We start from the raw sequence: 12132 nt of genomic DNA, 5'->3' as shown, positions 1-12132 counted from the left end.
GATGACAGCCATTTTAGAGTTACATGATGTGAGCAAAACATATGAACAGGGAAATGAGAAGCTGAAGGTATTGGACCATGTATCCATGAGGGTAAATCCAGGTGAGTTCGGTGCCATATTAGGACCTTCCGGATCGGGAAAAAGTACGCTTCTCTCCATCATAGGAGCCTTAACCAGTCCGTCGAGTGGTGAAGTGAAAATGAACGGGCGAAACGTCCACAATCTAAACGAGAAAGAACAAACATCCCTTCGCCTCAAAGAGATCGGCTTTATCTTTCAACAATCAAACCTGGTTCCTTTTTTAACGGTGGAAGAGCAATTAGTGTTTGTAGGAAAGCTGAATAAACAGGGGGACAGACTCCGGAAACGGGCAGGGGAATTATTATCCCACCTCGGATTGGCTGATCGCAGGTCCCATTATCCTGAACAGCTGTCAGGCGGGGAGCAGCAGCGGGTTGCCATCGCCCGTGCCCTCATGAACGAACCAAGATTGATCCTCGCAGATGAACCTACTGCAAGCCTGGATCAAGCTCGCGGCAAGTCCGTCGTGGAGCTTCTCGCCAAGGAAACAAAGGAAAGAAATATCGCCACCATCATGGTGACACATGATGAAACGATGATCGGGCATTGTGATTGGGTGTATCGGATGAAGTGATCGATGCTGAGTGCCTGACTTTATTAAAAGTCAGGCACTTTTTTCATGAATTCCTTACCTCCAACAATTCCTTCAACCTCTCCGGCTCATCCACCCTTAGAGCAATTTCAGAGACTCTTTGCTTTCTCCCCATAAACATCGTTGCTTCCACTGGTTCTTTCAAAGATAGAACGACTTGTGGATGAATCTCTTCAAAGTCTTTATGCATGAAAACGAGTGCTTCTTTGCCAGGTTTCCTCCCCCATTCGATTTGTTCAATTTGATTAAGAGGTAAGCCTATTCGTTGCATCAACCCTTGCGTCACATAAAGATGACCATTTTTCACTTCCAGTGGATGCAGCCTGGTAATCTGAATTTCAGCTATAAACAATAGAACGGTATAAACGTTCAGAATCAAGAGAATGAAAGACAGAATCGGAAGCTTGGAATGAAGCCACCAGTGGATACCGATCGTCTCGATCACGACGGCATGGATGAGCATGATGTTCATGGCAACGGCACTGGTCTTATGATGCATCGTTACTGCACCGGCATGGACAGGAGGTTTGCTGCGCCAGCACAATAGAGCATAGTAAACCATTAACACCTCTGAGGAAAGGATCCGGATCAGAATGTGACCGGTCACTTTTTTCTCTACTGCCGGCAGCAAAGAAAAGATCGGTCCTACTCCTGATGATCTCATGGCAGATCGAATTTCGGGGAATTTTCGTACAGCAAGGAAGATAAGCCCAACCTCTGCTGCCAGGAATAATACTTCTAAACCGATCCCGGAATAGAGAAGGATAGTGAACGGTTCAAATAATTCTTCAGGAATGATGAATCTGGCTAACACAAGGCCGAATACCATCAATCCAACGACTTGTTTCTTCGACAGTTTGAATGCGGCATAGGCCAGGGCCGGGGAAATAATCATCAAATCCAGTAGAGATCCTATGACTACTCCCCTCTCCAATTCTATCGATAGAAATCGTTGAACCACTGATTGATACAATAAAAGATTACTAAGGAGAACGACACCTAACAGGGCGATTGCCCACTTGGCTGATTTTGTTTCGCGCAGGACCATGAAAACTCCCCTCTCCGCAATTAATTCCATATACTTACATTATAGCTCTTTCAGCTTTTTTGGAAATACTGATTTTCAAAAAGCTGTCATTTTCTCTTTCCTTAACAAAAAAATCCCCATCCGGTAAAGGGATGAGGAAAGGAATCATGCTTCTGATTTTTTACCTGCTTGATTATTTTTCAAAAACATATATAACGAAGCAGCAAAGATGATGACGTATCCGATGATGCTTAATACGTCAGGAATCTGCCCGAATAAGAAGATGCTGATCATGGCGGAATACACGACGGTTGAATAGAAAAAGATTGATATTTCCCTTGCAGGTGCAAACTTGTAAGCCATCGTGATTCCGAACTGACCCACTGTCGCGAAAACGCCGGCGGATAATAGATAAATCCATTGCTGAGCGCTCATCGGTTCATAAAAAGCGATCACGAACGGAATAAGTACGACAGTCGTAAAAAATGAAAAGTAAAAGACTACCGTATAAAATTTCTCTCTGCTTCCCAACACACGAAGGACCGTGTATGCCCCTGCTGCGAAAATAGCAGAAAACACTCCAGCCAAATATGGAATAACATCAAAGGAGAACGCAGGTTTGATGATAAACAAGGTACCGATAAACGCAATGATGATCGCCACTACCTGGAAAACACGTGTCCTTTCCCTCAAGAAAATAGCCGAGAAAATGATGGTCAGGAACGGACTGAGCTTATTCAACATATCGGCATCGGATAACACCAGATGATCAATCGCATAGAAGAACAGGACGATCCCGACAGCCCCTAAACTGGAGCGCAGCAACAGCAGCTTCTGATTTTCTTTCTTACCGAATAATCGCTCCTTATGATAGCGGACAAAACCGAATGCGATGAATGCAGAAACGATGTTCCTGAAAAAAGTTTTTTGGATCGTCGGCACATCTCCTGACAGCTTCACGAATGCAGCCATCAGGGAGAAACCAAACGCTGATAGAAGTAATAGGAGTATTCCTTTATTTCGATTTGACATGACTTCCTCCAATGATTGAACGATTTAGCAACTTAGATAGTGTAACAAATTTATGATGATTTATGGAGAATTTAAACTGAAGTAAAGGAGCCCGACAAAAAACGCTACCCTCCAATGGGAATAGTGTATTCTACCTTTTTTATAGGGAAAGAGGATATTTCAAAAACGACCGAAATACATATCAATAAATGGTTCCATATAAAGGAGGATTATGATGCTTGAGAAATTCGTCGACCAGCTGCCTGTCATGGGAACGATCCATCCCACCTCTTCGCACAAGGATTCCCTTTATTACGAAGTGACCATGAAGGAGGGAATGCAAAAGCTTCACCGGGATCTCCCTCCTACTAAAATATGGGGTTACAACGGACAATTCCCAGGTCCTACCTTTAGAGCGAAACGCAATCAAACTGTGCGGGTACTATGGAAAAATGAACTTCCAGAGGAGCATTTCCTCCCCATCGATACAACTGTTCACGGGGCGGAAAAGGATAACCCGGAGGTCCGTACCGTGGTTCATCTTCATGGTGGCGCTACCCCTGATACGAGCGACGGTTACCCAGATGCCTGGTTTACAAAGGACTTTAAAGAGGTCGGTCCTTTCTTTGCAGTGAAAGTCTACACGTACCCCAATCAACAGCCAGCCACTACTCTTTGGTACCATGACCATGCAGTAGGGATCACCCGCCTGAATATATATGCCGGACTCGCAGGTGCTTATATCATCCATGACGAAAAGGAAAGGTCTTTGTCCTTACCCCAAGTTCCATACGATATTCCCTTGGTGATCATGGATCGTTCCTTCAATAAAGATGGATCACTCTACTATCCTTCACAGCCTGATCCTCCCAATACTTACGTCAATCCCTCCATCCGCTCTAATTTATTTGGAGACACGATCCTGATTAACGGGATGGTATGGCCATACTTAGAAGTCCAACCACGCCGCTATCGCTTTCGGATAATCAATGCTTCTAATTCCCGGACGTATCAACTCTCACTCTCTAACGATCATCCGTTTATCCAAATCGGTTCCGATCAAGGTCTCCTCCCTGCACCTGTTAACGTCCGGAAGATTTTACTCGCTCCAGCTGAACGAGCGGATGTCATCCTGGACTTTTCTTCCATGAGAGGGCAAGTCATAACCATCCAAAACGATGCGCCGGCACCTTTTCCAACGGGTGATCTTCCTGATCCTGATACGACGGGAGTCCTGATGCAGTTCCGTGTGAACAAACCACTCGTAGGGACAGATACGAGCAAGATTCCATCAACATTAAATGCTGTACCAAGGTTGAAAGAGAGCAATGCTTATCAAACCAGAAATCTTCTGTTGAACATGAGTAATGATCAATACAAGCGGGAAATTCACCTTTTAAATAATCAATTATGGTCGGATCCAATTACAGAAATGCCCCATCTTTGGAGTATTGAGATATGGAATTTCATCAACGTAACAGAAGAATCCCACCCCATCCACTTGCATTTGGTCAGGTTTCAAGTCCTCGACCGACAGAAATTCGATAAGGAGATCTATCAAACGGGAGGGAGTGTTGTACCCATTGGACCTCGTATCAAACCCGAGACCAATGAGCAGGGCTTGAAAGATACGGTTTGTGCAAACCCAGGGGAAATGACACGGATTATTGTGCCATTCGGTCCTTATACAGGGTTATATGTCTGGCATTGTCATATTTTAGAGCATGAGGATTATGAAATGATGAGGCCTTATGTGGTGATCAAATGAACATGAATACAGTCCGCCCCTTTTCAGGAGCATACTTCTCTTTTTAGGCAGACAGGGGACACACACCAGATTTTTCTTGCTCACCATTCCACAAGAAAAAGGAAGGCTGAATTCTTTAGTTTCAAAAGAAAACAGCCTTCTTCCTTTTAGCTCTCCAAAATGTCTTTGATTCTTTTTAAATCCTTTTTGTTCGCTTTTTTCATCATGGTAGACATAAAAGGCGCCACCCATTTAGAAAAACCGGTGGGCTTTCCTTGATTTCGGAGAGTCATCCTTGTCACTTGTTCATCAAGTGCCTCCCATGTATAGGTGGTTTCCATTGGAAACGGTCCGTTTGCGGTTTTCATTACAAGCTTCTCACCCGGGATAAACTCCGTAATTTCATAAACGTAAGAGAGTTCCTTCCCTAAGAATTTTGCTTTAAATGCAACTTGAGAGTCAATGGATAAAGGCTTTTCCGTCAACCATTCTGCCGAATCAATATTTACGTACCATTCTGGTGCATTATCTGGATCGGCAGCATACTCCGAAACCTTATGAAGCGGGCAGCGAATGGTTATTTCTGTCAGTACATCTACCATTTTTATCACCTTTTATGAACTTTTTCGTATTTTTATTTCTCTTCCACATATTTTTTCAGCAGGGTACCCAGTAGGTAACTCCACCCTTCTGAATGCTTTTCCTGCCAATCGTCTTCAATGACTCCTGATGCAGTATGGGATAGCTGAAGAAGCGTGGAATCGCCTTTTTCAATCAAGCGGTATGTGTATGCACTGTTTACGGCACCTTGCATACCAAGGTGGCCATGGAGACGGATTTCCTCAGGAGCATTAACGTAATACACCGTTCCCCAAAGCGCCCCCTCGTTTTCACGCCACTTCTCAATAAATTGCCCACCAGGTACAGGATCAAATGTGAATTGTGAACTTACTCCCTCAGGAGCCAATTTAAACTCCCACCAATCCCCCGCTTGCTCGGTTAACGCTTTAAATACCTGTTCCCTTGGTGCATCTATCATCACTTCTTGCTCAATACGAAATACTTTACTTCTTTCCATTCCTTCTTCTCCCCCTTTGTTTTCTGCCAATGCCTGTAACTTTAACAGCGAATTGGCGGTAGACTCCATATACTTTCCTACCCACCGATTGTGCATTTCCTGAAGCGGAACCGCGTTAAGGTAATTTCGTCGGTACTTCCCTTCCCGCTTCACCACCACCAAATTCCCTTCCTCCAAGATCGTCAAATGTTTCATGATCGCATATCTTGTCACCTCGGGAAAATGCTCATTCAGTTCACCGGTTGTTCTTGCCGACTGCTTTAACAGGTCCAGGATTTCCCTTCTTATCGGGTGCCCCAGCGCCTTAAATAATGTGGAAAGTTCGTCCTTCATATTAACGATCCTTTCATTGTGTTTTACATGTGAATGATTGGTCACCTATAATATGTGACTTTATAGTAACATGATGAATATAATGAGTCAATCACGTGTTGAAGAGGAGATATTGGTATGGTGTGGGTTGGCCTAAATTGAGTGAATGATGGAGAAGTTCCCCTCCCCTTTTCTAATAAAAAAACCTGATCACTGGTACATAAACCAGTAATCAGGTCCAGGATTTTTCATCGATCATCCACAATTATATACGTAGCCTTAACAGGACCATGCACACCCACAATCAAATTCATTTCAATATCCGCGCTGTTGCTTGGACCTGATATAAAGTTCACGCAGGATGCGACACGTTCACCGCTTTCGATTTTATTGTGAATGTCTCTGGCCACTTGGGTCATCCTTGGGACGATCGTACTTTTGGGGATGATGGCGATGTAGACAGCAGGGAGCAAGCTGACTGCACGTCCCTTACCATCATCACTATATAAGACAACCGTCCCCGACTCGGCAAGTGTGGCATCGCTAAAGGTAATACCGATATCAGCAGTCGCTGAATAAGCAAGATTCTCTTCTCCGCCATTTCGATCCCATACACGTACATCCATCCCATCATCTCCAAAATCAGATAGACCAAACTCGGCAAATCGCGGGTCATCCCAGGTCACAACTGTTTTCCCACCGTAATCCCTTATAAGGTGGGGGATCAGCGTGGATAACTCAGATGCAACGGTTTCATGTACGTCGGTATGAATGATCTGGCACTGCTTCTTTAATACGTCAACGAGCTGATCCTGAGAGTAATCTTTGTACACTTCCCATTGGGGGTTGTGATTCCATTGAGGCTTGTCAACATGCGATTTGCGCTCTCTTCCCAGATGAGATGCCAGGTTATTCAAAAACGAATCACGATTCTTAATATTACCGATGCTCATCCGCTTTTCCCTCCTTCTGTCTTTTTTTATACCAATCTCTGAATCGATCTTTCTTCGGTGCAGGAAAGTCACGGGATTCGGTCCAGTTTTTCAATGGTCCCGGTCCGTTTGAAATCTTCCCGTCTCTTGTAAAAGCAGCAAAAGTCGTTGGTGCGAATCTGGACCCGATATTGTACATGGCTGGTGAAGCCGTTCCGAGACTGAAGGCCTTCATGGATAGATTTTCAAAAATAGGGGCCTTTCCTTCCTTCTCAACGATTTCCTGACGATGACGGAGTAAATGTTCGTGAAGCGGAATTTTAACCGGGCATGCTTCCGTACAAGCTCCGCATAATGTGGATGCATACGGCAGCTCTTTATAATCTTCATATCCACCAAGTAGCGGAGACAAGACAGCTCCCACAGGCCCGGGATAAATCGATCCATACGAGTGGCCGCCAACATGTCGATAGACAGGGCACACATTGATGCAGGCTGCACAACGAATACAATGTAGAATCGATTGGAAGGCGGTACCCAAGATTTTCGAACGGCCATTGTCGACGATTACAAGGTGAAATTCTTCTGGACCATCCACTTCTCCTTCTTGTTTAGGACCCGTCAGAGCGGTGATATAGCTTGTCAGCTTTTGTCCGACTGCGGCACGGGTCAGCAGGCTAACGAGGACCTCCATCTCTTCCCATGTCGGGACAATCCGCTCCATTCCCATTACGGTGATCTGCGTTTTCGGCACCGTCGTGACCATACGGGCATTCCCTTCATTGGTCACAAGAGAGATTGTGCCTGATTCGGCAATGGCAAAATTACATCCTGTGATTCCGATATCAGCCTGAAGAAATTCTTCCCTTAACTTTTCCCGTGCAAATAAAGCCAGTTCTTCCGGTTTTTCTGTCTTGTCATAGCCGAGTTTGTTTCGAAATACTTCCTGGATTTGTTCCTTATTTTTATGAAGGGCAGGAGTCACGATATGAGAAGGTGGATCGTGATCATCGACTTGAAGTATCCATTCTCCCAGATCACTCTCAACAACCTCGCAGCCCGCTTTTTCCAAGGCTTCATTCATATTGATTTCTTCTGTCACCATGGACTTCGATTTAACGACTTTTTTACCGTCCTTTTTTTTCACAACATTTGTAATATATTCGTTGGCCTCTTCTGCAGTTTCCGCAAAAAATACATGGCCGCCGCGTCCCGCTACATTTTCACTCAATTGCTCAAGATAGTAATCAAGGTTTTCAATGGTATGGGAACGAATTTCTTCCCCAAGCTTACGCCAATCTTCCCAATTCCCCAATTCTTCGGCCGCGTTTAACCGGCCATCCCGGAAACGCCCTTGAGCAGAGGAAACGGCTCCCCTCATAAACGTGTCGGCTAGCCCGCTTGAAACGCGATCGTTAAAGGATTGATTTCCTATTTTCATTGCCATTTGCCTTCCTCCTTTCTTATCGACTATTCAATACAGAAGCAATATGCATGACCTTTACCGGCTTGCCCTGCCTCTCAATGCGCCCACCAATATTCATCAGGCATCCGCAATCCGCACCTATTAAAATATCAGCTTTTGTTTCTTCCACATGCTGCACCTTTTCATCTACCATTTGCTCTGAAATCGGGGACATTTTCACCGAGAATGTCCCACCAAATCCACAGCAATCATGACGATGTGGCAGCGGTTTCATTTCTAACCCTTCCACATGACTTAGGAGTTTCATAGGGGCTTCCTTCACCCCCAGCAGACGCGTCATATGACAGGAAGTATGATAGGTGGCTACCCCATCGAGCTTCGCACCTACATCCTCGACTCCCAGCACATCGACGATAAATTGAGTAAGCTCATACGTTTTATCCGCTAATTCTTGAGCACGCCCCTCCCATTCAAGGTCCCCTTTAAAAAGATGAGGATACTCCTTAAACATGGTTCCGCACGATCCGGACGGAGTAATCACATAGTCCGAGTTCTCAAAAACCGAAATCATATGCTTCATTGATTCCTTCGCCTTCGCTACATATCCACTGTTATAAGCAGGCTGACCGCAGCAGGTCTGCTTTTCTGGAAAATCAACCTCACACCCAAGCCTTTCAAGTAATTCAACCGTATCCATTCCCACATCGGTCTGAAATATGTCTATTAAACAAGTCACAAATAATGATACTTTCATAGACCTCACCTTTACTTTCCGCAAAAATTCATTGGAATTCTCTGCTAGTTCACTAATAGTACTAGTGTAAAACGTAGATCACTTTAAGTCAACAGGTCATCAGATGACTTGGTTTGGATTATCTTTTAGTAAGTTCGATGCATACGTTTGTCATTCCTCTTTTAAATGATAATGGTATTTGTGTTCAACTGTTGAAATTTGATTGAATGTTAACTGTTGATTTTTGTGTTGAATTCACCTGCTGATTATTCCCATTTTTTCAGCATATGGACATACACCCATTTCAAAAGCTAAAAACAAAGCAAGCTCACTATTAATGGGAGCTTGCTATATGACCATTCCTTATGCTGTTTGTTTCAAGTCTTTCTTGCTTTGTTTTTGCCCATTTATGATAAGGCCGGCAATCATCACTACAATTCCAACCAGGATGAACGTGCCAATGTTAAAGCCGATTCCATTAATCAAGACGTACCCAATCCCCCCGGCAAATAGGACGTAAAAACCCATTGGAATGAGCGTCTTTCTAATGAGATTTCCTTCTTTTCCGATTAACCCTGCAGCAGATGAAGCAGCAACGACATTATGAACGCAAATCATGTTCCCTGCGGCCCCTCCCACTGCTTGCAGTGCAACAATCACGGCAGGCGTTGCCAGGATATTATCCGCTACTCCAAACTGGAAAAGGGAAAACATCATATTGCTCACGGTGTTACTTCCGGCAGCAAAGGCACCTATGGCCCCGATCGTAGGAGCTGCCAGTGGCCAATAACTTCCGAATACATTGGAAATTCCTTCAGCTAACACCAGTGGCATACTTGCATACTCCGCAGCATTGACACCTGAATTGATGAATACCTGGACCATTGGTACAGCGAAAATTAATGCTGCCATTGCACTGACGATGGTTTTAAAGGAATCTTTTACGGCGCGTCCGTAATCTTTCATATTCATTTTATAGATAAAAATGCTGATCAGTGAAACGAAGATAAAAATCGTTCCCGGTATGTTCAATGGTTTTGATGCAACCGAGATCGTCGTACCAAATACATTGTCTGCAGATAAAACCCAAGCTTGGATCCAGTCTGTGAAAGGCAGCGATTTTAACCTCGTAAGAACTAATAGGACCGCTACTAAGAGATATGGCATCCAAGCTGCAAGGAATGAAATGTTTTTCTTGGGTTTTTCTGTTTCGTCAATTTTCAGCGAACCATTCCACGCCGGGTCCCAATTTGATGGTTTGTCAAAATCCCATGTTCGTTTTGGAACGAATAATCCTTTTTTAGCCGCCGGCACCACGATGGCCAAGCCGACTAGACCACCGATCAAGGAAGGAAATTCCGGTCCAAGAAGATTTGCTACAAGAGCATATGGAATCGTAAACGCCAATCCTGCAAATATAGCAAACTTCCAAACGGCCAATCCTTCTTTGATGGATTTATTTTTTCCGAAGAAGTACGTAAGCATGGTGACCATAAAGAGGGGAATGAAGATTCCGATGATTCCATGAATGATGGCGACCTGACCGCCGATTCCATTTATGTAGGTATCCATGGTCGTTCCTTGTTCTGCCACGTATCGCTGAACCAATGGTGAATCCTTTAACCCTGTATTCACTCCGATCAGAATGGGAGTCCCAACTGCCCCAAAGGAAACGGGAGTCGATTGCAGGATTAAGGCGACCATGACGGCTCCCATGGCCGGAAAACCGATCGCAACGAGGAGTGGACCAACGATCGTCGCTGGTGCTCCCCATCCTGCAGCTCCTTCCAGGAAAGCTCCGAACAACCAACAAACGATGATCGTCTGTACGCGCCGGTCAGGTGAGATACTCGTGAATCCTTTGCGGATCGTGAAAACAGCTCCACTTTCCTTTAACGTATTTAATAATAGAATCGCTCCGAATACGATGACTGCCACTTCCAGTGCGGTTACAACCCCTTTCACACTTGCGGCTGCAATCTGATTCCCCGGCACCTCCCACACAAACATGGCCATCAGCACGGTCACAATCAACGAAACAGGCATCGCTCTCTTTGCCGGCCATCTCAATACAACTAAAAACAAGAAAACCGAAAAAATAGGCATGGCCGCCAATAAAGCTAACATACCAACACTCATCCTAACTTCCCCCTCTAAAAGTGAATTTCATTTTCTCCCACAAACTCCCCAACAAATCATGTTAACAGGTCATCAGATGACTAATATATGTAACAGTATAAATAAAACGCTTACATACCACAACCTTATTTTTGTAATTTTATAAAAAAACAAGAGGGACGGACCTTCATCAAAGCTCAATCCTTGTTAAATCAAGGTTTGGTCTTTTTTGGAGGTCCGTCCCTCTTATTCTTGGATGTCCTCGAAGTATTTCATGAGGACTTCTTCGACGCTATGTAGATGGTGGAGCATGAGTTGCTGTGCTTTTTGTCCGTCTTTTGCTTCGATGGCTTCGTAGATGTTTTGGTGTTCCTGGTATAAGCGATCCAAGGTCGACTTTTTTGAATATAGCCAGAGACGTCGCGTTTCTCTCATGGTGGTGACCATCATTTCCGACACATTGTTCATGAGGCCCGTCAACAGTTCATTTTGTGAAGCCTTGGCAATCGCCATGTGGAAACGGAAGTCTGCTTCTTCCCCCAGTTCTTCATCACTGGCTGAATGCATCTGATCTAAAGCCGTTTTAATTTCTTTAAGCTGCTCGTCGGTTCTTCTCGAAGCAGCCGCTTCAACAGCACCTATCTCTAATATCCTCCGCACTTCCAGCAATTGTTTTACGTCATCTTTTTTCATTAAGGCTGCAATATATATGGGAAGAGAAAGCATGCTTGAATCGAATTCTCTTACATATGTACCTTCACCCTGATGCATTTCAACTAACCCCATCGCCCGCAACGCGCTCAATGCTTCACGGACAGCCGAGCGGCCCACTTGAAAATTCTCAGCCAACTGCTGAACGGAATCCAGCTTGTCGCCTGACTTCAACTGACCCGATTTAATCATATCGATCAAAACCTCAGCCACTTCTTCATATATTTTTCGCGGTTTAATTCGTTTATAATTCAATCGTTTTCACCCCAATATGTATGTATATATGATTCTATAGTATTATGCGTGGGGGGACAATATTGAAGGAATGCAGTTATTATTTAAGAGTTAGCTGGTTTACTTTACT

Annotated in this window: 11 protein-coding genes; 2 read left to right on the top strand and 9 right to left on the bottom strand. The window is 44.4% G+C overall.

All coding sequences use genetic code 11. From position 1 onward, the window contains the following. Position 1 precedes the first annotated feature (1 nt). On the top strand, positions 2-655 hold the full coding sequence (locus Q1B03_RS18150; RefSeq protein WP_299744755.1) for an ABC transporter ATP-binding protein: 654 nt from the start codon (positions 2-4) through the stop codon (positions 653-655). Between the two features lie 43 nt (positions 656-698). On the opposite strand, the gene Q1B03_RS18145 is transcribed toward Q1B03_RS18150, so the two are convergent. Together Q1B03_RS18145 and Q1B03_RS18140 are read right to left on the bottom strand one after the other, a co-directional pair. After that, positions 699-1721: a hypothetical protein gene (locus tag Q1B03_RS18145; RefSeq protein WP_299744752.1), complete on the bottom strand. Its 1023-nt coding sequence runs from the start codon at positions 1719-1721 to the stop codon at positions 699-701. Positions 1722-1865: 144 nt separating this feature from the next. Then, positions 1866-2732: a DMT family transporter gene (locus Q1B03_RS18140; RefSeq protein WP_299744749.1), complete on the bottom strand. Its 867-nt coding sequence runs from the start codon at positions 2730-2732 to the stop codon at positions 1866-1868. Between the two features lie 211 nt (positions 2733-2943). Between Q1B03_RS18140 and Q1B03_RS18135 the strand changes: the two genes are divergently transcribed. Beyond that, positions 2944-4479, top strand: a complete 1536-nt coding sequence (locus tag Q1B03_RS18135) for a multicopper oxidase family protein (protein WP_299744746.1) — start codon at positions 2944-2946, stop codon at positions 4477-4479. 146 nt (positions 4480-4625) lie between these two features. Here Q1B03_RS18135 and Q1B03_RS18130 read toward each other — a convergent pair whose 3' ends face one another. The 7 genes from Q1B03_RS18130 to Q1B03_RS18100 form a co-directional block, all read right to left on the bottom strand. After that, the gene (locus Q1B03_RS18130; protein WP_299744743.1) at positions 4626-5060 is read right to left on the bottom strand and encodes an SRPBCC family protein; all 435 of its coding nucleotides are present in this window, start codon (positions 5058-5060) and stop codon (positions 4626-4628) included. Between the two features lie 32 nt (positions 5061-5092). Then, positions 5093-5869, bottom strand: a complete 777-nt coding sequence (locus Q1B03_RS18125; RefSeq protein WP_299744740.1) for an SRPBCC domain-containing protein — start codon at positions 5867-5869, stop codon at positions 5093-5095. A 227-nt stretch (positions 5870-6096) separates the two neighbouring features. Continuing rightward, a complete protein-coding gene (locus Q1B03_RS18120; RefSeq protein WP_299744737.1) occupies positions 6097-6801 on the bottom strand; it encodes a lactate utilization protein C in 705 nt (234 codons plus the stop codon). After that, complete coding sequence (locus Q1B03_RS18115) at positions 6788-8227, bottom strand: LutB/LldF family L-lactate oxidation iron-sulfur protein (RefSeq protein ID WP_299744734.1); 1440 nt, start codon at positions 8225-8227, stop codon at positions 6788-6790. Before Q1B03_RS18115 ends, Q1B03_RS18120 begins: the two co-directional genes overlap by 14 nt. A 16-nt stretch (positions 8228-8243) precedes the next feature. Continuing rightward, on the bottom strand, positions 8244-8960 hold the full coding sequence (locus Q1B03_RS18110; protein ID WP_299744731.1) for a (Fe-S)-binding protein: 717 nt from the start codon (positions 8958-8960) through the stop codon (positions 8244-8246). Positions 8961-9302: 342 nt separating this feature from the next. After that, positions 9303-11078: an L-lactate permease gene (locus Q1B03_RS18105; protein ID WP_299744728.1), complete on the bottom strand. Its 1776-nt coding sequence runs from the start codon at positions 11076-11078 to the stop codon at positions 9303-9305. Between the two features lie 225 nt (positions 11079-11303). Next, complete coding sequence (locus tag Q1B03_RS18100) at positions 11304-12023, bottom strand: FadR/GntR family transcriptional regulator (RefSeq protein WP_299744725.1); 720 nt, start codon at positions 12021-12023, stop codon at positions 11304-11306. Positions 12024-12132 lie beyond the last annotated feature (109 nt).

Origin of the sequence: uncultured Rossellomorea sp., from assembly GCF_947488365.1 — a bacterium.
Lineage (GTDB): Bacteria > Bacillota > Bacilli > Bacillales > Bacillaceae_B > Rossellomorea.
The sequence above is the reverse complement of the archived record's forward strand: the minus strand, read 5'-3'. Positions and strand labels throughout refer to the sequence as shown.

Bases quoted from the DNA above. Each gene is read 5' to 3' on its own strand.
- Q1B03_RS18150 (WP_299744755.1), top strand. From the start codon at position 2: ATGACAGCCATTTTAGAGTTACATGATGTGAGCAAAACATATGAACAG.
- Q1B03_RS18145 (WP_299744752.1), bottom strand. From the start codon at position 1,721: ATGGTCCTGCGCGAAACAAAATCAGCCAAGTGGGCAATCGCCCTGTTA.
- Q1B03_RS18140 (WP_299744749.1), bottom strand. From the start codon at position 2,732: ATGTCAAATCGAAATAAAGGAATACTCCTATTACTTCTATCAGCGTTT.
- Q1B03_RS18135 (WP_299744746.1), top strand. From the start codon at position 2,944: ATGATGCTTGAGAAATTCGTCGACCAGCTGCCTGTCATGGGAACGATC.
- Q1B03_RS18130 (WP_299744743.1), bottom strand. From the start codon at position 5,060: ATGGTAGATGTACTGACAGAAATAACCATTCGCTGCCCGCTTCATAAG.
- Q1B03_RS18125 (WP_299744740.1), bottom strand. From the start codon at position 5,869: ATGAAGGACGAACTTTCCACATTATTTAAGGCGCTGGGGCACCCGATA.
- Q1B03_RS18120 (WP_299744737.1), bottom strand. From the start codon at position 6,801: ATGAGCATCGGTAATATTAAGAATCGTGATTCGTTTTTGAATAACCTG.
- Q1B03_RS18115 (WP_299744734.1), bottom strand. From the start codon at position 8,227: ATGGCAATGAAAATAGGAAATCAATCCTTTAACGATCGCGTTTCAAGC.
- Q1B03_RS18110 (WP_299744731.1), bottom strand. From the start codon at position 8,960: ATGAAAGTATCATTATTTGTGACTTGTTTAATAGACATATTTCAGACC.
- Q1B03_RS18105 (WP_299744728.1), bottom strand. From the start codon at position 11,078: ATGAGTGTTGGTATGTTAGCTTTATTGGCGGCCATGCCTATTTTTTCG.